The organism is Dactylosporangium sp. NPDC049742 (assembly GCF_040674675.1).
Lineage (GTDB): Bacteria > Actinomycetota > Actinomycetes > Mycobacteriales > Micromonosporaceae > Dactylosporangium > Dactylosporangium maewongense.
On record NZ_JBFANF010000102.1, the window covers coordinates 1 to 23,232 of the forward strand.

The 23,232-nt window shown below is 70.4% G+C and carries 17 protein-coding genes and 1 pseudogene; 15 read left to right on the forward strand and 3 right to left on the reverse strand.

Translation table 11 applies throughout. The features are described from left to right. A pseudogene (locus AB0J72_RS55560) lies at window positions 1–1,268 on the reverse strand (hypothetical protein); the annotation flags it as partial. Between the two features lie 1,049 nt (window positions 1,269–2,317). Here AB0J72_RS55560 and AB0J72_RS55565 point away from each other — a divergent pair. The 8 genes from AB0J72_RS55565 to AB0J72_RS55600 all read left to right on the forward strand — a co-directional run bounded on the left by AB0J72_RS55565 (window position 2,318) and on the right by AB0J72_RS55600 (window position 13,058). Further along, window positions 2,318–5,695 carry a ThuA domain-containing protein gene (locus AB0J72_RS55565; protein ID WP_363416311.1) on the forward strand — a complete coding sequence of 1,126 codons (3,378 nt, stop codon included), beginning with the start codon at window positions 2,318–2,320 and terminating at the stop codon, window positions 5,693–5,695. Window positions 5,696–5,792: 97 nt separating this feature from the next. Continuing rightward, on the forward strand, window positions 5,793–7,097 hold the full coding sequence (locus tag AB0J72_RS55570) for a hypothetical protein (RefSeq protein ID WP_363416314.1): 1,305 nt from the start codon (window positions 5,793–5,795) through the stop codon (window positions 7,095–7,097). A 285-nt stretch (window positions 7,098–7,382) separates the two neighbouring features. Next, a complete protein-coding gene (locus tag AB0J72_RS55575) occupies window positions 7,383–8,240 on the forward strand; it encodes a methyl-accepting chemotaxis protein (RefSeq protein WP_363416317.1) in 858 nt (285 codons plus the stop codon). A 54-nt stretch (window positions 8,241–8,294) separates the two neighbouring features. Next, window positions 8,295–8,819, forward strand: a complete 525-nt coding sequence (locus AB0J72_RS55580) for an isochorismatase family protein (protein ID WP_363416320.1) — start codon at window positions 8,295–8,297, stop codon at window positions 8,817–8,819. A 48-nt stretch (window positions 8,820–8,867) separates the two neighbouring features. Further along, a complete protein-coding gene (locus AB0J72_RS55585; protein WP_363416323.1) occupies window positions 8,868–9,014 on the forward strand; it encodes a hypothetical protein in 147 nt (48 codons plus the stop codon). Window positions 9,015–9,079: 65 nt separating this feature from the next. Further along, window positions 9,080–9,628: a hypothetical protein gene (locus tag AB0J72_RS55590; RefSeq protein WP_363416326.1), complete on the forward strand. Its 549-nt coding sequence runs from the start codon at window positions 9,080–9,082 to the stop codon at window positions 9,626–9,628. Window positions 9,629–9,763: 135 nt separating this feature from the next. After that, window positions 9,764–11,593 carry a DUF4118 domain-containing protein gene (locus AB0J72_RS55595; protein WP_363416329.1) on the forward strand — a complete coding sequence of 610 codons (1,830 nt, stop codon included), beginning with the start codon at window positions 9,764–9,766 and terminating at the stop codon, window positions 11,591–11,593. 43 nt (window positions 11,594–11,636) lie between these two features. Next, window positions 11,637–13,058: an RtcB family protein gene (locus AB0J72_RS55600; protein WP_363416332.1), complete on the forward strand. Its 1,422-nt coding sequence runs from the start codon at window positions 11,637–11,639 to the stop codon at window positions 13,056–13,058. Window positions 13,059–13,185: 127 nt separating this feature from the next. Here the strand turns inward: AB0J72_RS55600 and AB0J72_RS55605 are convergent, their stop codons facing one another. Continuing rightward, window positions 13,186–13,611, reverse strand: coding sequence for an archease (locus tag AB0J72_RS55605; RefSeq protein WP_363416335.1), 426 nt, complete (start codon window positions 13,609–13,611; stop codon window positions 13,186–13,188). A gap of 182 nt (window positions 13,612–13,793) precedes the next feature. After that, complete coding sequence (locus AB0J72_RS55610; RefSeq protein WP_363416337.1) at window positions 13,794–14,318, reverse strand: 2'-5' RNA ligase family protein; 525 nt, start codon at window positions 14,316–14,318, stop codon at window positions 13,794–13,796. A gap of 525 nt (window positions 14,319–14,843) precedes the next feature. Here AB0J72_RS55610 and AB0J72_RS55615 point away from each other — a divergent pair. The 7 genes from AB0J72_RS55615 to AB0J72_RS55645 all read left to right on the forward strand — a co-directional run bounded on the left by AB0J72_RS55615 (window position 14,844) and on the right by AB0J72_RS55645 (window position 23,189). Beyond that, window positions 14,844–15,866: a hypothetical protein gene (locus AB0J72_RS55615; protein ID WP_363416340.1), complete on the forward strand. Its 1,023-nt coding sequence runs from the start codon at window positions 14,844–14,846 to the stop codon at window positions 15,864–15,866. After that, complete coding sequence (locus AB0J72_RS55620; RefSeq protein ID WP_363416343.1) at window positions 15,856–18,366, forward strand: nitrate- and nitrite sensing domain-containing protein; 2,511 nt, start codon at window positions 15,856–15,858, stop codon at window positions 18,364–18,366. Before AB0J72_RS55615 ends, AB0J72_RS55620 begins: the two co-directional genes overlap by 11 nt. Next, the gene (locus AB0J72_RS55625) at window positions 18,363–18,845 is read left to right on the forward strand and encodes a roadblock/LC7 domain-containing protein (RefSeq protein WP_363416346.1); all 483 of its coding nucleotides are present in this window, start codon (window positions 18,363–18,365) and stop codon (window positions 18,843–18,845) included. Before AB0J72_RS55620 ends, AB0J72_RS55625 begins: the two co-directional genes overlap by 4 nt. Then, on the forward strand, window positions 18,842–19,294 hold the full coding sequence (locus tag AB0J72_RS55630) for a DUF742 domain-containing protein (protein WP_363416349.1): 453 nt from the start codon (window positions 18,842–18,844) through the stop codon (window positions 19,292–19,294). Before AB0J72_RS55625 ends, AB0J72_RS55630 begins: the two co-directional genes overlap by 4 nt. Beyond that, entirely contained in the window at window positions 19,272–19,856 is a 585-nt protein-coding gene (locus AB0J72_RS55635; protein ID WP_363416352.1) for an ATP/GTP-binding protein, read from the forward strand. Before AB0J72_RS55630 ends, AB0J72_RS55635 begins: the two co-directional genes overlap by 23 nt. Window positions 19,857–20,454: 598 nt before the next feature. Continuing rightward, the gene (locus AB0J72_RS55640; RefSeq protein ID WP_363416355.1) at window positions 20,455–21,615 is read left to right on the forward strand and encodes a multicopper oxidase domain-containing protein; all 1,161 of its coding nucleotides are present in this window, start codon (window positions 20,455–20,457) and stop codon (window positions 21,613–21,615) included. 461 nt (window positions 21,616–22,076) lie between these two features. Further along, window positions 22,077–23,189, forward strand: a complete 1,113-nt coding sequence (locus tag AB0J72_RS55645) for a hypothetical protein (protein WP_363416358.1) — start codon at window positions 22,077–22,079, stop codon at window positions 23,187–23,189. Window positions 23,190–23,232: the final 43 nt, after the last annotated feature.

Consider the following 23,232-nt stretch of genomic DNA (forward strand, 5'->3'; position numbering starts at 1 on the left):
CCGTCCACCGGGGAGCCGAAGATGATTGTCTTGTACTTCGCCAGGTCGGCGGCGGAGGTGAACGGCGTGCTCGACAGCGACGCCGGGGCCAGCCGGGGGTCCCAGATGTCGACGTCGAAGCCGTGCTGCTGACCCCACTGCTGGACGAGCAGGGCGGTGTCGGCGATGTGGTCGTGCCGGAAGCCCTTGGTGGCCGAGAAGTACAGCACCCGGTACGTGGCGCCGGGGAAGTTCGTCGAGGCCGCGAGCGGAACCGCCGCCGGGATCGGGTTGGGCCCGATGGCCGGTGTGACGGTCATGCCGGTCGGCGGATCGGCCGGCAGCTTCCCGGCGAGCTGGTCCTGCAGGTAGCGGGCGTCGCCGACGAGCGTGTCCCGGGCCGCGCCGGAGCTCGATCCGTCCTGCGCGGCGGCGACGAACTGGTTGAGGGCCCGCTTCGCCTGGTTGACGTTGCCCGCCTCCGCGAGGCTCGCCGCCTCCGTCAGCTTGGCGTGCAGGCCGGCCGCGAGGTCGGCGCCGATCGCGCCGCTGCCGGCGAAGCCGTCGATCAGCGTACCGAGCTCGGCGAACGACGTGGTCACCACGAACGTCTGGTCGAACCGCGCCGCGTTTCCGGCCGAGTCACTGGCGATCACGCTGATCGTGTGCGCTCCGGTGGCCAGGGTGGAGGTGCTCACCGGCAGCGGGGTCGTCTCGGTCTGGTCGATCCACATCTTCTGGATGAAGACGCCGCCGGAGGCGGGCGCGGGATCAGTCCGGGTCGGGATCAGCGTGGCGGTGTGGCCGACCTTCCCGTCGACAATGCCGGGCCAGCTGACGACCGGGGCGACGGTGTCGACCCGGACCGTGATCGTGCGGACGGCCTCGGCCGAGCCGTCGCCGCCGACGGCGCGGTACCCGACCGTGGTGGTGCCCTGCTGGGTGATCTGCACGGAGCCGCTCAGGCTCGCGGGGAACGGGCCGGTCGCGGACACCGCGGTCTGGAACGGTGCGGTGTTGCCGAGCCGGTACTCCAGGCGCTGGACGCCGTTGGCCGCGTCGGTCGCGGACAGGTTCAGCGTGACCGGGCCGCGGTAGTAGTTGTTGGTGCCGCTGGGGGTGGCCGGGGTGAGTGTGGCCGGCGCGCTCGTCGGCGCGGCCCATGCCGGGGTGGCGATGACGAGCGACCCGACGGACATGGACGCGACCGGCACGGCGGCGACCAGGCACCGTAACAGGTGCCGGCGGGCGTCTGTGCGGGCTCGGCCGGACGGGGATTGGCTGGGCATGGTCTTCCTTCCGGTTCAGGAACAGGAAAGGCAAACGAACGGTCTCCGATGCGGCCGGAAGGGTCCCGTCCCTCCGGCCGCACCGGCCAACCACTCCGACTTCGCCGCCTCCGGCTGTGGAGCGCACCCACAGCCGGACCCTCTGGGCAGCGACGCCGGAGAGCTTCTGTACCGCCGCGTGCGTGGCCGGCACCTGTGCATGCGTCGATGGCAACGGTGGTCCCGGCGGCGCGTCCGTGTGGACGGCCGTGGGGTCAGCGCTGCCTGACGGTCACGGTGCCCAGGTCATCGCGGCGGGTGCACGCACCGATCGAGCCGGCTGCCGTGTGCTGCGCGGTGGGTGTCAGAGCTGACGTGCAAGCGGACCACCTCCCCGGCTCGTTCACATCGTTGAAACGGTGCTGCCCCGTGGCCGACACACTAAGAGCCTTCCGCTCAGGATGTCCAGAGCTTCGATGTTTTATGAACCAACTTTCGTTCATCTCAGCGAAAGTGAACTTTTGGCGTCACGTCGCATTCGCAGGTGCCGCCGGGTTTGGCGCGTCCGTGGCAGTGCACAGAGCCTGATTGTCTTGTGCCACATGGCGATCCGCCGCATGTCATGACCGTTTCGACGGCCCGTCGGCGCGACGTGTAACGCGAATCGCCCGCGTTCCGCTCCTTCGAACAGGAGCAATCTCACGACCGCCGAGAGTGCTCCCGACAGGCTGGTGGCCGAAGGGAACTTTTGTAAGCACGATTAAAAGTTACGACCTGTCAAACCGAACTTCTGCTTGATTGGCTCTTTCTTTTTTACAGAGACGAGTTATACGGTGTCGGCACAGGTTGACCGAGCCAGTCGCTCGCCCCGCTGAGCGGGATCCCGGCGAGCACTGACGCGCAGCTCGGTCACACCACTGCGGTTCGACCTACACCCACACACCCCGTACGCCTCCCTCCGGGCGTGCTGCACCACCACACCCGTCACCCGAACGGACGCCGTCCGCTCGCGGCCCACCCGCCGCGGCCTCCGACGGTCCGTTCGCCCTGCACCCTGCGGAGGAGGTCCCATGACCAGAGCTCCGGGCCGTCGCATCACCACTGCGTACGCCGGCCTGCTCGCGCTCGTCGCATCCACGTTGGTCGGGACGGTGTCGGCGTCCGCCCCGGCGGTCGCCGCGCCTCAACCGAACAGCAATGGCATCCAGTACAAGGTTCTGGCGTTCACCAAGTCGGTCGGCGCGAAAAGCCCGTCGACGTCGGCAGGCGTCAACGCGCTCAAGGCGCTGGGCAACAAGCTCCGGTTCACCGTCGAGGAGACCGACGACGCCAGGAAGTTCGACGAGCCCCACCTCAAGCAGTTCCGGGTGGTCGTCTTCCTCAACACCTACGGCGACGTGCTCGACGCGACGCAGCAGGCCGCGTTCGAGTCGTACTACCGTGACGGCGGCGGCTTCGTCGGCATCCACTCGGCGATCGAGACCGAGCCGGACTGGCCGTTCCTCACCGATGTCCTCGGCACCAGGGCGTCCGGCTCCTCGGGCGTCACGAAGGCCACGGTCAAGGTGGCGGACCGCGTGCACCCGGCGTCGGCGAACCTGCCGGAGTACTGGAACCGCACCGATCAGTGGTACAACTTCACGTCCAACGTGCGGGGCTTCTCGCACGTGCTGGCGACCGTCGACGAGAACACCTACACCGGCGGCACGATGGGGTTCGACCACCCGATCACCTGGTGCAAGGACTACCAGGGCGGCCGCTCGTTCTACACGGGTCTGGGTGACACGCCGGCGAGCTTCTCCACGCCCGACCTGCAGGCCCACCTCGGTGGCGCGATCCAGTGGGCGGCCGGCATGACCGACGGCGACTGCGGCGCGACCGTGCTGGCCAACTACCAGATGGACTACGTCGCCGCGCCGCCGAACGTCAGCGAGCCGATCGGCTTCGACGTGCTGCCCGACGGCCGCGTCGTGCAGACCGACCGCCGTGGCGGCATCCGCCTGCACGACCCGGCGACCAACACCACCCACGTGCTGGCGCAGATCCCCGTGTACATGGCCAGCGAGGACGGCATGTACGGCCCGGCGATCGACAACGACTTCGCCAACAACCACTGGGTCTACGTGTACTACTCGCCGCTGACCCAGGAAGCGCCGTACCCGCAGACGACGCCGACGGCGAACTCGCCGACCACCGGCGCGGACCCGAGCGTCTGGGACCCGTGGAAGGGCTACTTCCAGCTGTCCCGGTTCAAGTTCGTCGACGGGCCGACCCCGACCCTCGACGTGGCGTCCGAGCAGAAGATCATGAAGGTGCCGGTCGACCGCGGGGCCTGCTGCCACGTGGCCGGCGACATCACCTTCGACAAGGACAACAACCTGTGGATGGTGACCGGCGACGACACCCCTGCGGGTGGCGGCAACTCCGGTGGCTTCGCGCCGTTCAACGACATGCTGACCACGACCGGGCAGTACAACGCCCCGTACGTCGACGCCCGTCGCTCGGCGATGAACACCAACGACCTGCGCGGCAAGGTCCTGCGCATCAAGGTCCAGGGTGACGGCTCGTACACCATCCCGTCCGGCAACCTGTTCACCGGCAACGAGGAGGGCGGCGGCAAGACCCGGCCCGAGATCTACGCCATGGGCTTCCGCAACCCGTTCCGCATCACCGTGGACAAGAACGGCGTCGCCTACGTCACCGACTACTCGCCCGACTCGTCGACGCCGCAGGTGAACCGCGGTCCCGCGGGCACCGGCCGGATGGAGATCGTGCGGAAGCCGGCCAACTACGGCTGGCCGCTGTGCTACTCGCCGTCCCTGCCGTACTACCGGTGGAACTTCAACACCTCGACGCCGCTGGACAACCCGGCGCAGGCGTTCGAGTGCAACAACCCGGAGCGCGGCCCGGCAAACACGTCCCGGTGGAACACCGGCCTGACGTACGCGCCGCCGATCGCGACGCCGGACATGTACTACTCGTTCCAGGACAACAACGCGGCCAACCCGCTCGGCACGCCCTGCCCGGCGTACTACATGCAGAGCCCGGCCGGCAAGTGCCCGCAGCTCTTCCCGGAGCTCGGCACCGGCGGCGTCGGCCCGCACGGCGCGGCCAAGTACGACTACGACGCGAACAACCCCAACCCGACGAAGTTCCCGGCCTACTACGACCAGTCCATCTTCTTCGGCGAGTTCACCCGCGACTACCTGCGGGAGATCCGCCTGGACTCGTCCAACCAGGTCTTCAAGATCAACGACCTGCTGAGCTGTGGCGCGGGACCGGCCACGCCCGCCCGGCCGTTCCTGTGCGACAACCCCATGGACATGATGTGGGGCAAGGACGGCAACTTCTACCTGCTGACCTACGGTGACGGCTTCTTCAACATCAACCCCGACGCGGCGCTGGTGAAGTTCAGCTACGTGAAGGGCACCCGGGCACCGGTCGCGAAGCTGTCGGCCAGCCCGACCGACGGCGTCGGGCCGCTGACCGTCGCGTTCTCCAGCGAGGGCTCGAACGACCCGGACCCGGCGGACTCCATCAAGTTCGCGTGGGACTTCGACGGCAACGGCACGATCGACTCCGTCGACCCCAACCCGTCGTACACCTACACCACCAATGGTGTGTACACGGCCCGGCTGACCGTCACGGACTCCAGCGGCAAGACCGCCTCGGCGAACACGACGATCACCGTCGGCAACACCTCGCCGACGGTCAAGGTCACCGTGCCGATCGAGGGTGGCCTGTTCACCTTCGGCGACACCATCCCGTTCAACGTCACGGTCACCGACCCGCAGGACGGCCCGATCGACTGCTCCCGGGTCGAGGTGACGTTCGTGCTCGGGCACGACAGCCACGGCCACGCGGAGACGACCGTCAACGGTTGTTCCGGGACGCTGCCCACGTTCGACGAGGACGCCTCGCACGGCGGCAACGTGTTCGGCGTGATCAGTGCCTCGTACACGGACAAGGGCGGTCCCGGCGGTATCCCGGCGCTGACCACGGTGTACCAGACGACCATCCGGCAGAAGAAGCAGGAGCTCGAGTTCGCGGTCGACCAGTCCGGCACCAACACGGCGGCGACCACCGACACCGGCGGCGGCCTGCAACGCGGCAGCCTCGGCAGCGGTGACTGGATCGCCATCAACGGCACGGTCGACCTGAAGAACATCAACTCGCTGACGTTCCGCACGTCGGGTGGCAGCGGCGCGGCCGGCACCGGATCCGTCGAGGTCCGCCTGGACTCGGTCACCGGACCGGTCCTGACCACGGTCACGATCGCGCCCACCGCGAACGCCAACACGTTCGCCAGCCAGACCTTCCCGATCACCGACCCGGGCGGCGCACACCGGATCTACCTGGTGTTCCGTCCCGTCGCGGGCGGGCCGACCAACAACTTCTTCAACCTCAACTGGGTGGAGTTCGGCGGTCAGGGCGTGAGCGCGCCCTAGCTCCACCACCCACCGGGGCGGGGTGCGCCACCCCCCGCAGTGCTCCGCACCCTGCCCCGGTCTGAACGGCACGCACTACCAGCAGAAGGAGCAACACATGTCCGGAAAGATCAACCGCCGCCGGTTACTGGCCGGGGCCGGCCTCACGGCGGCCGCCGCGTTCAGCCCGCTCGGCCCGGCCGCCGTCTTCTCGCCCATGGCGGCGAGCGCGGCCAACGGCCGGCTCATCCCCGACGGCAAGCTCGGCACCATCACGTACAGCCAGCGTGACGTCCCGACCCGGATCGGCATCGCGGCGAGCGCCGCGCTGGGTGTGGCGCCGACGATGGGCTACCTGGGCGGTCCCAACTTCCCCAAGGACCCGACCGACCTCGGCCCGCTGGTGCCGCTGCCGGGCGGCTGGCTGGAGCTGTTCGAGTTCCTGGCCAAGGCTGGCTTCAAGCAGATCGAGTTCGCCGGCTACGGCCAGCACGCCTCGAACCCGGGCGGCGCCGCGCCGAACCCGGCGCCGGGCGGCGTCACCACCCCGGAGGCGCGCGCGGCCTACCTCGCGTACGCCCGCACCCTGCGTGGCTTCCTCGACGCCTTCGGCCTGCAGGCGATCGGCAACCACGGGTTCGTCCCGAACACCTGGAACGGCCCGGGCAGCGCCGGCGGCGCGATGACCGCCCAGGACTACAACCGGCTGCAGGCCGAGCTGGAGTTCGCGGCGATCCTCGGCATGCCGTTCATGGGCACGGGCAGCGACCCGACGAGCGCCAACAACCGCAACATCGAGCCGTGGACCCTCGCGGGCGAGAAGTGGTCGGCGCTCAACGAGATCAGCGTGGGGCAGTGGGGCATCCACATGTACACGCACAACCACTCGCCGGCGTACAACTTCCTGCAGGACGGCCCGCTGGTCACCGTCACGCAGGACCGCATCACCGGTGCGCCGATCGCGCCCATCCAGGTCCGCGGCGAGTCGGGCAAGCGGCTCATGCAGCACTACCTCGACGTCACCGACCCCGACCTGGTCGTCATCGAGATGGACGTCTACTGGGCCCACGTCGCTCAGCACCAGCACCGCTGGCGCTACGACTGGGAGGGCAAGCGCGTCGAGGACATCTTCGACCCGACCGCCCAGGTCGCCAAGCAGACCAAGCGGTACGCGCTGTTCCACGCCAAGGACGGCGACGCCACCGGCCAGGCCCCCGGCGTGGGCGACGGCTACTCGTGGATCCCGTTCGGCGACCCCCGCAGTGACATCAACTACAAGGGGTTCTACAGCAACATCGGCGCCAAGGGCTACCACAACTCGAACTACGAGCAGGACAACGCCCCCGGCGGTAACGGCGACCCCGGCCAGTCGCTGAGGTTCGCCAGGATCAGCGCCGCAGGGATGGCGGCCCTGCGCGGCTGACCCCGCCCGGCCCGAGGCCGTCCCCGGCACCGTCCGGGGACGGCCTTTGGTCGTGTCCCCCCGCAGCACGGGTGTGACCTGCGGCAAGAACCCTGCCGTGGGGCGGGGAACCTGCCGAAAGGTACGACGATTCAGTCGTCCTCTCACGTGTTCCTCACGTACGGCACCCAGGTCGTCGCGCTCTTCCGCCAGAACACGCCCGCGTCCGTCGCGTAGGCCAACGCCCTCATCACCGGCGCCGGCCACGACGCGTACTACGCCATCCTCGAGGCCACGGACGACCTGGTGCGGTCGGTGACCGCCCGGGCCGACGCCGCCGCGACGCACGTCCGTGACGTCACCGCGGAGAACCACCGCACGATGCTCATCGGTGTCGCGGTCGCCCTGGGGCTGGCCGTCGCGTTCGCGGTGCTGCTCGCGGGCGTCATCACCACGAGCGTCAAGCGGCCCGCCGACCTGATGGTGGCCGGCCTGCGCCGGCTCGCCGCCCGCGACCTCACCGTCGTGCTGGCCGAGGACGGCCACGACGAGGCGACCGACATGTCCCGCGAGTTCAACGCCGCGGTCGCCGGCATCCGCACCGCCGTGCTGCAGGTCGCCGAGCGGGCCGAGGCCCTCACCGGCGCCGGCGAGCAGCTCACCGACCTGTCCGCCCGCCTCGACGGGCAGGCGTCCACCACCAGCGACCAGACCGTCCACGCCGCGCACGCCGCCGACGGCATCTCCGGCCACGTCGCGGGCCTCGCCTCCGCCGCCGAGCAGATGCAGGCCGCCATCGACGAGATCGCCCGGAGCACCAGCGAGGCGGCCACCGTTGCGGCCGGCGCCGTCACCGAGGCCGTCGCGACCTCCGGCACCATCGCCCAGCTCACCGAGGCCGGCACCGAGATCGGCGCGCTCGTCAAGACCATCACCGGGATCGCCGCCCAGACCAACCTGCTCGCCCTGAACGCCACCATCGAGGCCGCCCGCAACGTCGCCGACCTGGCCGGCGGATCCCAGCAGATCGCGCACACCATGACCGCCGTCGCCGCCAACGCCTCCGCCACGACCACGGAGGCCGCCTCGGCGCAGCGCTCCGCGGCGAGCCTCGCCACCCTGGCCGGCGAGCTGCGCGACATCGCCGCCTCGTTCCGCCGCTGACCCCTTCGTCACGGTCGGCTTCGCCGCCCACCGGCGCCGGATAGGCTTCCGGGCATGACGTCTGCCGCATCGCGCACCGCCCTGATCGTCGTGGACCTGATGCCGCGCGTCGTCGAGCGGGAGCTGGGCCCGCACCGCGGCGCGGACGTCGTGGCCCGGGCCGCCGAGCTCGCCACGGCGGCGCGGAAGGCGGGCGGCACCGTCGTCCTGGTCCGCGTCGAGCGGCCGAACGTCACCGGGCAGCCGCCGGGCAGCGGCTTCGTGCCGGAGATGGAGCCGCAGGACGGCGACGTCGTCATCGTGAAGCGCACCATCGGCGCCTTCTACGGCACCGGCCTCGCCGACCGGCTGCGCGAGCGCGGCGTCGACACCGTCGTCATGGCGGGGATCGCCACCACCATGGGGGTCGAGTCGACCGCCCGCGCCGCCGCCGATCACGGCTTCGAGGTCGTCTTCGCCGCCGACGCGATGAGCGGGATGACCGCGGCGGAGCACGACCACGCGCTCACCGTCACCCTGCCGAGGTTCGGCGAGGTCCACGACACCGCGCACCTCCTCGACCACCTGTGGCCCGTTTAACATCGTTCTTGCCCTCAAGCCGTCCAATCGGGCGCCGAACGACCCGAAATGGCTGGATTGACGCGCTACGCGGGACCGCTCGCCGGGGCCCTGGCGGGGCTCGCCGCGGCGTTCCTGGTGATGCAGCAGATCACCACCGGGGCCCTCGCCACCCAGCTCCGCCACGCCGCCGACCAGGTCGCCACCCTCACCTGACGACGACAGGTAACGAGGAAAAGCCGGCCTGAGTACTGTTCCTGCATGTTGACGACGCACGACGCGTGCTGAACCGTCGGAGTGCTGATGTTTGGATCGGCGACGTGGTGGCTGCGCCGATTCCGGCGGGTGGTTATCGCATCGGTGTGATCGTCGCCAAGAATGCGTTCGGTCTGGCGATCGGGTTCTTCGAGACGGTCGTTCCCGTGCCACGGGTGCCGGCATTCACCGACAAGGTCGTGCCGTTTCCGATGTACAAGTTGGACGACTCGATCGAGTCCGGGCGGTGGCCGATCATCGGCCGCGACGAGCGGTTGCTCGACCGATTTCCGCGCGATCCGGAGATTTATCATCGGCCTGACTGGCCGGCGAAGCCCCGCCGCGGTGAGTTCGGCGCCGCAGAGAACAGCGCGCGTGTCCTCCGCAAGATCGATGTGGAGGAGGCCCGGGCGGTCGGCCTGCTGGATGGCACCTACCATCAGTTTCTGCCCGGCCAGCGGATGCTGCGCTGGCTGGACGACCGCTACCCGCCGGGCGGTCGAGGCGATCAGAGGCCGGCTCCGGTCCCAGCGCAGCCATATCCGTCACGGACCGAGTCGCTGCTTCCGGGCTAACATTGGAGCGGTGACGCGAGGTTACGTCACGACATCCAACCAGAAATGCCCGGTTCGTTGCCGCAGTCAAGGGCCAGACGCAGCCGCCGAGTGTTGTCGCAAGGTGGAGGGGCGTCGTTGATACGGGCGCGCCTGATGGCAGTGTTGCTACGTCCGAAGCCGCCACCGCTCGCGCTCGGGCTGATGGCTGCCGTGATACTCATCGTGGCGGAGACCGCCCTGTTGTTTCCCCTCAAGGCCGGTGTCGCAGATGGCGCCAGAAGCGTGGTCTACCTCTGTGGCGTCATGGTCGTCTCAACCTTGTGGGGCGCCGCACTCGGCGTGGTGACCTCGGTGGTCAGCGCCCTCGCCTTCAACTATTTCCACGTTCCGCCCTACTGGGCGTTGCACTTCAACGCGCGCCGGGACATACAGAGCATTGTGGTCTTCATTGCGGCCGGGCTGTTGACCAGCTTCCTTGCAGACCTGGCCCGGTCCCGCGCCGCCGAGGCATCGCAGCGACAGCAGGAGGCCGACCTCGCCGCCGAGCTGGCCCACCGGACGTTGCGCGCCGGCGATCTGCGCTCGGTCCTTGGTCCGGCGTCACAACGGATCGCGGAGGTGTTCGCGCTACGGTCCGCGGTCATCGAGCTCGGGGCGGTTCCCGGGGACGAGCGGCGGGCTGCGTTGCCGTTGTACGACCGCGCGACGTGTCTGGGCACCCTGCTGGTCCCGGCGGACCTCCCCGAACCGACGCTGGAGCGCCTACGGCGACGGGTGGTGCCATCGCTGGAGTCGCTCCTGTTCGCGGAGTTCGACCGCGAGGCGATCACCAACTCGCTGAAAGCGAGTCGTGAAGAGGCCACCAGGCTGATGGAGGAACAGGCCGCGATGCGGCGGGTGGCCACCCTGGTCGCGCATGGAGCCGCACCGATCGAGGTCTTCGGTGCGGTGACGAGGGAGCTGTGCCGGATCTGCGGCCCCCAGAACACAGGTCTCGTCCGCTACGAGCCGGACGGCACGGGCACCCTCGTCTCGGGCCGCAACGAGCCCGACCTCGCCCAGATGCCGGCCGGAACGTCCATCCTGCTTGAGGGAGACTGCGTATCCGGGATCGTCAAGCGCACCGGTCGCTCGGCCCGGGTGAGCTATGACAAGGCCGTAGGCCCCACCGCAGCGACCTTGCGTGAGCTCGGCATCCGTTCGGGGGTCGGCGTTCCGGTCGTGGTCGGAGGTCGTCTCTGGGGCGTGGCCCTCGCTTCGACCACGTCGCCCACGCCGATACCGGCTGCCGCCGAGGCACGCCTGGTCGACTTCACCGAGCTGGTTGCGACTGCGATCGCCAACGCCGACAGCCGTACACAGCTCACCGCCTCCCGGGCCCGCGTCGTCGCCGCCGCGGACGACGCTCGCCACCGACTCGAGCGTGACCTGCACGACGGCGCACAGCAACGTCTCATCTCGCTCGGCCTCCGACTGCGCTCTGTGGAAGCCTCAGTGCCGCCCGGCTTGGACACGATCAGGGAGGAAGTGGCACTCGCCGCGAATGGCCTGACCGGTGTCTGCGAGGACCTGCGGGAGATCTCCCGGGGCATTCATCCGGCGATCCTGTCCGAGGGTGGGCTGGGCCCGGCGCTCAAGACGCTTGCCCGCCGCAGCGCGATTCCGGTGGAGCTCACGCTGGACATCGACCGGCGGTTGCCCGAACGAGCCGAGGTCACTGCGTACTTCATCGTGTCCGAAGCACTCGCGAACGCCGCCAAACACGCCCAGGCGACCGTGGTCTGTGTCGACGCCGATGCCTGTGACGGACGCCTTGAGCTCTCGATCCGAGACAACGGCACCGGGGGAGCCAACACCGGCAAGGGGTCCGGACTGATCGGCCTGCAGGACCGTACCGAGGCACTCGGCGGCCAGATGGAGATCGTGAGCCCGGTCGGCAGCGGCACAGCACTTCGGTTCAGCATTCCCATCGACAGCATCTGAACGACAACGGAAGTCCGTTGCACGCGCGGGCCAGGGGGTGAGCGTGAGGCTGGTGCAGGAGTCCGACTACCGGTTCCGTATCGACCGGGACGGCGAGATGCGGGTGCCCGGCGTGGTGTTCGCCTCGCGGGCGCTGCTGCCCGACCCCGCTGCGGACAAGTCCCTGGAGCAGGTGGCCAACGTCGCGACGCTGCCCGGGGTGGTGGGCGCGTCGTACGCCATGCCCGACGTGCATTGGGGGTACGGGTTCCCGATCGGCGGGGTCGCCGCCACTGATGTCGCCGCCGGCGGGGTGGTCTCACCCGGCGGTGTCGGGTTCGACATTTCCTGCGGCGTGCGGCTGCTCGCCGCCGACCTCGACCGCCAGGATCTCGCGGAGCCGGCGTTGCGGGCGCTGATGGACGGCCTCGGCGCGGCGACTCCCCGCGGCATGAACCGCCGCGCCGTGTGGGCACTGCGCGATGCCCGGCAGCTGCAGGAGGTGCTGGCCGGCGGCGCCCGGTACGCGGTACAGCAGGGCCACGGGGTGCAGCGCGACCTCGACCGCTGCGAGGACGGTGGCGCGGTGGCCGCCGCCGACCCCGGGCAGGCCAGCGAGCGGGCGGTGCAGCGCGGACTGGGCCAGGTGGGCAGCCTCGGGTCGGGAAACCACTTTCTGGAGGTCCAGGTCGTCGACCGGGTCTACGACGAGCCGGCGGCCGAGGCGTTCGGGCTGCGTGCCGGCCAGGTGTGCGTCATGATCCACTGCGGGTCCCGCGGGCTCGGGCACCAGATCTGCACCGACCACGTGCGCGTCATAGAACGCGCCATGCACAGGTTCGGTATCACCGTCCCGGACCGGCAGCTGGCGTGCGCGCCGGTCTCGTCGCCGGAGGGTCAGGCGTATCTCGGGGCGATGGCCGCGGCGGCCAACTACGCCCGCGCCAACCGGCAGCTGCTCGCCGTGGCGGCCCGACGCGTGTTCGGCAGGGTCACCGGTCGGGAGCTGGCTTTGGTGTACGACATCTCGCACAACCTCGCCAAGATCGAGACACACGAGGTGGCCGGGCTGCCGCGGCGGCTGTGCGTGCACCGGAAGGGTGCCACCCGGGCGCTGCCACCTGGCCATCCGGACCTGCCGGCCGACCTGCGCGGCGCCGGGCAACCGGTGCTCATCCCCGGCACCATGGGCACCGCGTCCTATGTGCTCACCGGCCGGCCGGGTGCGCCGGCGTTCGCCTCGACCTGCCACGGCGCCGGCCGTGCGCTCAGCCGTCATCAGGCAGCCAAGACGGTGCACGGCAAGGAGCTGCGCGAGCGGCTGCAGGCCGAGGGCATCATGGTGCGCGGGGCGTCGTGGCGCGGCCTGGCCGAGGAGACACCGGAGGCGTACAAGGACATCGACACCGTCGTGGACGCCGCGCAGGGCGCCGGGCTGTGCGTGCGGGTCGCGCGGCTGGTGCCGATCGGCGTGGTCAAGGGGTGAGACGACCGGCTGGTCGGTGTGTGCCAGGACCTGCTACGGCAGCTGGCGGGCGGCAACATCGCTGTGCGCGGCGACCTCCACTGCGGTCCGGCCGAAGAGGCACCGAGGCTGACCCGCTTCGTTGCGCTCACACGTCGATGGTCACCGAGCACGACCAGTCGGCCCCTTCGCGGCCGAACCACAATTCGTGCAGCGAGACCCCCTTCGGTACCGCGCCCACCAACTCCACCCGGTCGGCGTCGACCATCGACAACCGCACGTCCAGACTGCCGTCACCGGCCTCCACCTGCGCCGCGACCGGAAGCCGGCGAGCGGTGTCGATCAGATAGATCACCTCGTCGAGGACCGCGACCAGCAGGTCGGCGTCCGGGCCGGGTCCGGCCCGGAACCGAACGGTCGCGGTCGGCGCGACGCCGGACACCTCGGCGAAGTTGCCCACCGTTGCCGCGACCGCCTCCACCACACAGCGTTCCCGCGACGGCGCCCACGCCTCGATCCGCACGTCCGCGGTGTGCGGAACGCTCCGATGCCCCGCTGCCGGCCGTTCACCCATCACAGCCTCCAACCCGCCACCTGCCGCGCCGGCGTGTCGGGGCGGAGCGACCACGCACCCGTGCGTCTCATGGCCGCAGCCAGCCGGCTCATCGCCGCCTCACAGTTCGGCGTCGTGGACAACGGCGTCAAGGCCAGCCGTCGCACCCGGCTACTCAGGCAATCGTACGATCCGTCGGGCGGTCAGGGCACGTTCGGCAGCGGCCACAGCTGCCCGGTTGCGCTGTCGATGAGCGCACCGCGGGTGATCCGGGCGGTGAGAGGGAGGATGCCGTAGACGGTGGTGGCGACGATGGGCAACTGCTCGGATCGGGCGCGCGGGGCGATCGAGCAGTGTGGCAGCCACGCGTCGATCTCATAGTGTGCGTGCACCAGCGCACCCGTGGCGCGGACCGCCTCGACGACGCCCTGTTGCCGCGCGACGAGTTCCGCCGGCACGGCGGGAACGAGGCAGATCCGGCCCCGCCGGAAGGCGCCCAGCGCGTCGAAGGTGACCTCGAAGCCGCCTCGGTCCGGGAGCCCCGCCACGGTGTCGCGGACGGCGGCGAGATCCCACCGCAGCAGGACGACATACGACATATGGGCATGATGCATCCCGTGGGTGTGCGAGCGAAGTGTCGCGACGCCCTGGTCCTCGAGCCTGTCCCACAGATCCGTCAGGGCACGCTCGGCGCGACCGTCGAAGAGCAGGCAGACAGCCAAGGCCACCGCTCGACGGTAGCTCAGCGATCTGCTCCAGCGGGTCGGATCAGACGGCGGCGAGCCGGACCGCTGCCCATCGGGTTGGCACTACAATAATTCCTTATTGTTGATGTTTCGATGAAACGCTGCGTCGATCAGGGGTGACCTTTGCGGGATAATTCGCACTGACCAGGAGATCTGCCCGATACCACGACACCACCGGCATTGGGCGTAAATCGTATTCCGGGCCGCAGAGCGGTACGGGAACGGACAATTTTCGGTCGCTATTCGTGAGTGCTGCCGCACGGTCCGAATTTGGATCGCTTTACCGAGAAATTGTGCGGTTCAATCGCCCGGCGGCCCGGGGACTTTGGTCTACCCTCTGCGACCGGCACACGGCCGGGCCGTCAACAGAACGCACCGCGACGGCTCGTCACAGCGTGTGGCCGCCACCTTGGCACGCAGCCGGAGGCCCCGACGATGGCACAACACGCGACGCGATCCCGTTCATTGATCGCCGTCCTTTTGCACTGCCTGCTGGCATTCGCCCTGATGGCGCCGACTACGCTCCTCTTCGACCAGGTCTGGGGCTCGGTCGGGGAGCGGACCCGGTTCGCCCAGTCGGAACGCAACGGCATCCAGTACCTCCGCAGCCTCGGTCAGCTCACGATCGCGCTGACGGATGCGCAGTCCGCCGCGGTCTCGGGGCGCCCGTTCCCGCGGGACACGGTCACCCGCGTGGTCGAGGCCACCGCTACGGTCGACGCCCGGCTCGGCGGGGACCTGCGCACCCACGAGCGATGGTCCGGGCTGCGCGCCAAGATCGAGGCGCTGGCGGCGCTGAGCGTCGTCGACCCCGCCGCGGCGTTCAGCACCTTCGGTGAGGCGACCGACCTGCTCCTCGCGCTGTACAAGGAGGTCCGCGACAACTCGCAGCTGAGCCGCGAGCAGGACATCGACGCGTCCTACCTGCAGGAAGGCGCGGCGCAGCAGCTGCCCGAGGCCGTGGTGGCCGCCGGCCGGTTCATGGACCTGGCGGTCATCGCCGCCGGGCGGCCCCGCAACGACCCGGCGGGCACGGCCGCCAACCTGCTCAACGCCCGTGACGCGGTGACCTACCCGGCCAACAACCTCGCCGCCGGCCTGCAGGCCGCGGTCGACGGCACCAGCAGCCGGACGCTCAGTGGCAACCTGCTGAGCCGGCTGGACCGGTTCCGGCGCGGCATGGAGACGCTGACCGCGACGACGGTGCCGGTCGACGGCCGGACCGCGGTGAACACCGCGGCGCTGCGGGACGTCCGCAACGAGGTCCAGACGTCCGCGTCCGAGCTGGCGGCGACGATTCTGGACGAGCTCGACCTGCTGATCAGCGCCCGGATCGAGGACCTGGACCGGCAGCGGCAGACGGCGGCGGTCACCCTGGCGGTGGCGGTGCTGCTGGCGCTGGTCCCGCTGACCGTGCGGCTCGTCCGGCCCCGCCGCCGACCGGTCGCGAACCCATCCGTCCCACCGGCCCCCCAACCGGCCGAGGACGCGGTCCCCGCCTGGCGCCGGGAGCCGACCGGTGCTCGCTAGGCTTCGCATCCGCGGCAAGCTCGCGGTCCTCCTCATCGCCCCGCTGGTCGCGATCGTGCTGCTCACGGTCGTCGTCGTGGTCGACCGGGTCGGGCAGGCCGGCCGGGCGGCGGACACCGCGCGGACCGCCAGGGTCGCCGGTGACGTCGGCGCGCTCATCCAGGACCTGCAGCAGGAGCGGCTGACGGCGGTTGGGTACCTCGTCCAGGTGGTCGGCCGTTCGCGGCTGCTGCTGCAGACGGCGGCGGTCACCGACCGGGTCACCAACCTCAAGCTCGACTACGCCGGCGACCTGTCACCGGAGGTGGCGGAAGCGATCGACGACGTGAGGTCGCTCGCCGGGCTGCGCGCCTCGCTGGTGGCCGGTGCCGGCGACGTCGAGGGGGTGCTGACCCAGTTCACCGCGGTCATCGGCCGGCTGATCGACGCGCTGCGGCTGATGGACGCGGCCGACGCGACCACCGCCGAGGGCCGGCAGCTCCTGGCGCTGGACGCGCTGCTGCGAGTCGACGAGGGCAACAGCGCCGGCGCCGCACTGATCACCGTCATGGTCGCCACCCGCGCCCAGCGTGACCTCGCCAGGTACCTCGCCAACGCCGCCGCCGTGCAGCCGAACCTGGACCGGTTCACCGCCTCCGGGACCCCTGAACAGGTGGATCTGTACGGTCTGGTCACGGCTGCGTTCGCCTCCCGCGTCGGCGGCGGTTTCGTGGAGAAGGTCGAGACCGACCCGACCGGGGCGATCGCCGACCTGCGGGTCGCCGCGCTGTTCCCGTCGCTGGAGGCCTACATCGCGCTCGGCCGCTTCGTGGAGAAGCGGATCGTCACCGACGTCACCGCCACGATGGCCGACCAGGAGCGGCGGCAGACCACCATCGCGTACGGTTTCAGCGCCGGCATGCTCGTCCTGCTGCTGCTCGTCATCCTGCTGAGCACGGCGATCGCGCGCACGGTCGCGCGGCCGCTGACCCTGCTGACCGCCTCCGCCGCCCGCGTCGCGCAGGTCGCCGAGGACGAACTGGTCCGGGTCGCGGACGACGAGTCAGTCGCGCCCGAGCCGGTGCGCCTGGAGCGGATCACCGTCGGCGGCCGGGACGAGATCGGCGACCTGGCCCGGACCTTCGAGCGCGTGCAGCAGACCGCGGCGCAGCTGGTCGAGCGGCAGGTGGCCAGTCGCCGCAACGTCGCGCAGATGTTCGGTCACGTCGGCCGCCGCACGCAGAACCTCGTCGGCCGGCAGCTCGGCCTCATCGACCAGCTGGAGCGCGACGAGACGGAGCCCAACCGGCTGCGGCAGCTGTACCGGCTGGACCACGTCGCCAGCCGCATGCGCCGCAACGCCAGCAGCCTGGTTGTCCTGTCCGGCGGTACCGGCACCAACCCGCACCTGGCGCCGCTGGCACTGGCCGACGCGGTCCGCCTGGCGCTCGGCGAGATCGAGGAGTACGACCGCGTCGACGTGCAGCTCGCCGGCACGATCATGCTGGCGCCCGCGGTCATCAGCGACCTGGTCCTGATGCTGGCCGAGCTGATGGAGAACGCCACCTCCAACTCGCCGCCGCACACCCGGGTCGCCGTCACCGCCGGCGAGAGCGCGACCGACGTGCGGGTGTCGATCGTCGATCACGGCATCGGCATGCCGGCCGAGCGGCTCACGGTCGAGAACGCCCGGCTGGAGCGCCGCGAGCGCATCGACCTGGCCCCGACGGAGGTGCTCGGCCTGTTCGTGGTGGGCCGGCTGGCCCGTCGGCACGGGCTGCAGGTGTCGTTGAGCGAGACGCCCGGCGGTGGCGTCACCGCGACCGTCGTCGTCGGGCGGGAGCTACTTGACGGTTCGGCCGCGCCGATCCCGCAACCGCGGGAGGCGATCGCTTCGGTCATCGACATCGACGCATTCACCCGGGCCACCCACTCGATCGACGGCCGGCAGCCGTGGAACGCGTTCGCCGCGCCGCACGCGCTCGCCGCCGCCGTGCCGCCACCGGCCATCGCCGCTGTCGTGGCACCGCAGGATGCCGCCGCCACCGCTGAGATCCCTGCGCTGCCGGGGCAACCATCGGGGCAGGGGCAAGCGTTGCGACGACGGGTGCCGGGGGCGCAGCTGCCGGCCGTCAGTCAGGCCGCCACGACCGCGGCGCAGTTCGTGGCTGCTCCTCCCGATCCGAGCAGCGCGCAGGCATTCGTCGAGGCGTTCGAGGATGGTGTACGCCGAGCGCAGCACGACGTCACAGCACCCCCGGTCGACCGGACGCCACCGCTCCCGCCGACGCCGCAGTTCCAGTCAACGCCGGCGCGGCCGGCCACCGCCGGTCGGAACCTGAGCAGACGGGTGCCGGGTGCCACGTTGCGGGACCCCGGTGCCATCCCGAGACCGGGGCCCCACATGGTGGAGAGCCAGCCGTCCCACGATCCCGACAGTGCATTGAACCTTGTCGAGCAGTTCGAATCCGGCGTCCTGCGCGCACTGCGCGAGGTCAGATCAGAAGGATCATCACAATGACGAGTCCGTTCATCCAGGACAGCACGGCCCGCCAAACCTCTGGTGGGACGTTCGACGCCGCACCGATGAGCACGGAGGTGCAGACCTTCAACTGGCTGCTCGACTCGTTCACGTCCGGCACCGCCGGCGTGGTGGAGGCCATCGCGGTGTCCGCGGACGGCCTGCTGATGGCTGCGTCGGCCTCGAAGGAACGGGCCAACGCGGAGCGCCTGGCCGCCATCGTCTCCGGGATGACCAGCCTCGCCGGCGGCGCCTCCGCCTCGTACGCCCTCGGCGGGCTCAACCGGGTCATCGTCGACCTGGTCGACGGCTACCTGTTGATCACCGCCATCAGCGCCGGGTCGGTCCTCGGTGTCATCGCGACCCGCGCGGCCAACCTGAGCACGGTGGCCTACGAGATGACGCTCTTCGCCAGCCGGGCCGGCGCGGCGCTCACCCCGCAGCTCATCGCCGAGTTGAAGAACGCGGTCCAGCGGTGACCGTGCCGCCCGGGCAGGAGCCGCCCGGCATCCGGCCGTATCTGCGTTCACCGGTCGCGCCGGTCTCACCGGCTCCGCCGGCAGCGTGGAACCGCCCTGCGCACCGCGCACCGGACAACCCGAGGCCCTACGTCCTGACGGCCGGGCGGGTGCAGGGCGACGACCCCGCGGTGAACCTGGAGACGCAGGTGACGATCCGGCCGGGGGCGCCACCGGACGCCGCGCGGTCCATGCCGACCGAGCTCCAGGCGATCCTCGCCACCTGCGTGTCCCCGGTGTCGGTTGCCGAGATCTCCGCTCAGGCCCACCTGCATCTCGGCGTGACCAAGATCCTCGTCGGCGACCTGTGCGCCGCCGGATTCTTGGACATCCACCGGCTCGAGGTCGACCCCGTCCACAGTCCCGACGTCATCTTGCGAGTAATCCATGGACTCCGTGCGATCTCCTGACGCAGCACCCATACCAGTCAAGATCGTTGTCGCCGGTGGCTTCGGCGTGGGCAAGACCACGACGGTCGCCGCGATCTCCGAGATTCCTCCCCTGACCACCGAGGCCGAGATGACCTCCGCGGGGGTCGGCATCGACAACCCCGGGCACCGCGTCAACAAGGTGACCACCACCGTCGCGATGGACTTCGGCTGCGTGACGATCGACCGCACGCTCAAGCTGTACCTGTTCGGCACGCCCGGCCAGGCACGCTTCGGGTTCATGTGGGACGACCTCGTCCATGGCGCCCTCGGCGCGCTCGTCGTCGTGGACAGCTCCCGCCTCGACGACTGCTTCCCGGCCGTGGACTACTTCGAGCAGTCGGGGCTGCCGTTCGTGGTGGCGGTCAACGCCTTCGACGGCGTGCTCGCCAACGACCTGGAGAGCGTCCGGTGGGCACTCGCCGTCGCCGACCACGTGCCGGTGATCGCGTTCGACGCCCGCGAGCGCCTGTCGGTGCGCGACGCGCTGCTCGTGGTGCTCGACCGGGCCCTGGACCGGGCCGTCAGCGGTTCCCACTCATAGGCGGAGGTTTCTGCACGAAGGCGCCCGGCGCCAACCCCCTCGCGGTCGACGCCGTCATCCCCACCACCCTCGCCTGACGCGACCGGGTAACGCCGGCCACCCGACCCTCGCTGTTGATGTAGATGCACTGCCCTTCACTCGCTACCCAAGTGGAGGGCTTTTGCTTGCTCGGGCAAAAGTTTGGTCTAAGCAGAACGAACTTTCGATGGCGCGGCTATTTCTTTTGGGACGTGCGGCGGATACCGTGACGGCTATGCATTGACGGGCGAGTGCCGCCCCGCATCGCGGGATCCCGGCGGCCACTCCAGCGCGACGTCATCGCAGCACCACCACAGCACCCCACTCGCTGCGCGCTTCCCTCCGGGCGTGCCGCACCCGCGTCGTCCCGTTCCCCGGCCTGACGCACCCCCGTGCGCCGTCTTCATCCCGTGCCGCACCGGCCGGGCGGACACGTCTGCCCGCAGAACGACGGCATCAGCCTCCGGAACGGATCGCCCCGCTGACCGCCTGCGGCCTGGGCGGCATCTGTTGTTGAACGAAGGGAATGCACCATGGCAAGGAACAGGATCGATCGCCGTACCCTGCCGCGCGGTGCCCGATGAGGGCGTGGCGCCTGGTCGAGGACGAGCCGGCGGAGCCGCAGCCCGGCCCCGAGCGTCCGCGTGCCGTCGGACGGTACCTGGTCGTCGCGGCGGTCATGCTGGTCGGCCTGGTCGGCGCCGGTGGACTGGCCGCCGCCCAGACCGGGATGTTCGCCGAGCGTCCGGACGGCTGCGCCCAGCCTGACCGCAGCGTCCAGCTGTACGCGGTGGAGCTGCCCAAGGACGGCACGCAGACCCGGATCGGCTACGGCCTCACCCCGGAGACGGCGTCCTACCCGGGCCCGCTGATGGAGATGATGGAGGGGGAGTGCCTCGCCATCACCCTGCACAACCTGGTGCCCGAGGCGACCCTGGCGGCGCTGCGCACCAACCCGAGCCACCCGCTCGGCGTCTCCCTGCACGTACACGGGGTCAAGTACACCCAGGAGTCCGACGGCACGGTGCAGAGCGGGTCGTACGTCCCGCCGGGCGGCTCCCGCACCTACACCTGGTACGCCCAGCCCCGCAACACCAAGACCGGGGCGCAGGGCACCGCCGGGTACTGGTGGTACCACGACCACGTGGTGGGTGGCCCGCACGGCACCCAGGGGCTCGCCGCCGGCCTCTTCGGCGGCCTGGTGGTCCGCCGCCCCGGAGACCCGAAACCGGACCGCACCTACACGGTGGTGTTCGGCAACCAGCAGAGCATCAACCTGCGTCGCGGCGCGGCCATCGACACCTGCGCGGAGGTGGACCCGCAGCCCGGCCCGACCTGCATGGTCGCCCGCATGGGGGAACGGGTCGAGTTCGTGGTGGTCGGCGCCGGCAACGACATGCACACCTTCCACCTGCACGGGCACTCCTGGGCGGACACCCGGACCGGGGTGGTGAGCAACGGGCAGCCGCTCGCCGACTCCGTGCCGATCATCGACACCAAGGTGCTCGGCCCGGCCCAGACGTTCGGGGTCAGCGTCGTCGCCGGCGAATCGGTCGGACCGGGGCACTGGATGCTGCACTGCCACATGCAGTTCCACTCCGACGCCGGCATGTCGACGATGCTGCACGTGCTGGACGGGAACGGGAACATGCCGCCCGGCATGGACCACCAGCACGCCGCCGCCGCCCCGGCGGCCGCCGCCGCACCCGCCACCGACGACGGCACCCACGTGCACAACTGACGGCCCGGGGCGGCCGGCCTCAGCGCCGAGGACCGGCGGCCCCGGACCACCACCGCACCCTGCGCCACGTACCGGTCCGCGCACGGTCGGACCGGTACGCCCTCGAGTGACACCGCAGGCTCCCGGAACCGGCGAACACATGGGCGGCTGAGGAGCACCCTAGTAGCCTGTGCGGCTAGTCCTCACGGGATCAGGAGCTGCCATGTGCCAACGCGCCACCTGCAAGACCTGCGGCAAGGCCACCTACACCGGATGCGGCAACCACGTCGACGCCGTCCTCGCCGGCGTACCCCAGTCCCAACGGTGCGCCTGCGAGGCCAAGCCCCCGACGGGCCGCTTGCTGTCGTGGCTCCGCCGGCGCTGACGCCGTGCGATGCAGGTGCCGCGGGTGCGGGAACGGCTGATGCTGTCGTCCTCGACGAGTGACCCGGGACGGCCGGACGGGTGCGACCGTGGGCGCTGTGACGACGCGCGACGTTCGCTTCGGCGATGCGACGACCGGTGCCGTGTCGCTGGACCGTCCGGTCCTGCGGCATCCGGCCAATCCGATCCTCACCGCGAGCCAGGTCAACGCGGTCTGGCGTGAGCCGCACCTTCAGGTGGTCACCGTGCACAACGCGGGCGCGGCGAGACTCGCGGACCGGACGGCGCTGCTGTTCCGGTCGCACCTGCGCTGCGGGATCAGCGTGCTCGGCCTCGCGGTCAGCGCCGACGGCGTCACGGACTGGACCGTGCACCCGCGGCCGGTGCTGTCGCCGGCGACCGAGCTGGACCAGTGCATCGACGGCGTCGACCGGCGTCACCTCGTCGACGCCGAATCCGGCGGCGTCGAGGACGCCCGGATCAACCCGGTCGAGGGCACGTTCGCGGTCACGTACAGCGCCTACCACGCCGGGATTCGCAACCGGGTACGCGTGTCGCTCGCCCTCACCGACGATCTCACCACGTTCACCAGGCACGGTCCGATGCTCGATCGGGACATGCGCAACGTGGTTGTGTTCCCGGAGCGGATCGGTGGGCGGTACGTCGGGCTGTTCCGGCCCAACGACGTCGGTCCGGGCGACATCGGCGGCATGTACACGCAGGTCAGGATCGGCTACGCGGACGACTTCCGGACCGGGCCGTGGGAGGTCGCCGACGAGCCGGTGCTGCGTACGGGCGTGGGCCCGAGCGCCTTCTCCGACAAGATCGGGCCGGGTGCGCCGCCGGTGCGTACGCCGCACGGCTGGCTCAACGTCTTCCACGGCGTACGCACCACGATGGACGGCAATCCGTATGTGCTCGGCGTCGCCCTGCACGATCTCGACGACCCGAGCGTGGTGCGCGTGTCGAGCATCCCGATCCTGTTTCCGTCACGCGCCGACTGCCGCGTCCCCGACACCGACTACGTCCACGTGCCGAACGTGGTCTTCTCCTGCGGCCTGGTACGCGAGGCCGACGGCACGGTCCTCGTCTACTACGCCGGCAACGACACGGTCATGAACGTGGCCGTGACGCACGAGGACGTGCTGGCGGACCTGTGTCTGCGCTACGGCCAGGACCCCCTGACCGGCAGGCTGCTGTACACCGTCTGACCGCGTGGAGACCGCCGGCCCGCTCGACGCCGGCGCTGGACGC

Excerpts from the sequence above, each read along its gene's own strand:
- AB0J72_RS55625 (WP_363416346.1), top strand. The coding sequence starts at position 18,363 with ATGACGAGTCCGTTCATCCAGGACAGCACGGCCCGCCAAACCTCTGGT.
- AB0J72_RS55565 (WP_363416311.1), top strand. The coding sequence starts at position 2,318 with ATGACCAGAGCTCCGGGCCGTCGCATCACCACTGCGTACGCCGGCCTG.
- AB0J72_RS55605 (WP_363416335.1), bottom strand. The coding sequence starts at position 13,611 with ATGGGTGAACGGCCGGCAGCGGGGCATCGGAGCGTTCCGCACACCGCG.
- AB0J72_RS55635 (WP_363416352.1), top strand. The coding sequence starts at position 19,272 with ATGGACTCCGTGCGATCTCCTGACGCAGCACCCATACCAGTCAAGATC.
- AB0J72_RS55615 (WP_363416340.1), top strand. The coding sequence starts at position 14,844 with ATGGCGCCGACTACGCTCCTCTTCGACCAGGTCTGGGGCTCGGTCGGG.
- AB0J72_RS55640 (WP_363416355.1), top strand. The coding sequence starts at position 20,455 with ATGAGGGCGTGGCGCCTGGTCGAGGACGAGCCGGCGGAGCCGCAGCCC.
- AB0J72_RS55585 (WP_363416323.1), top strand. The coding sequence starts at position 8,868 with ATGGCTGGATTGACGCGCTACGCGGGACCGCTCGCCGGGGCCCTGGCG.
- AB0J72_RS55570 (WP_363416314.1), top strand. The coding sequence starts at position 5,793 with ATGTCCGGAAAGATCAACCGCCGCCGGTTACTGGCCGGGGCCGGCCTC.
- AB0J72_RS55595 (WP_363416329.1), top strand. The coding sequence starts at position 9,764 with ATGGCAGTGTTGCTACGTCCGAAGCCGCCACCGCTCGCGCTCGGGCTG.
- AB0J72_RS55580 (WP_363416320.1), top strand. The coding sequence starts at position 8,295 with ATGACGTCTGCCGCATCGCGCACCGCCCTGATCGTCGTGGACCTGATG.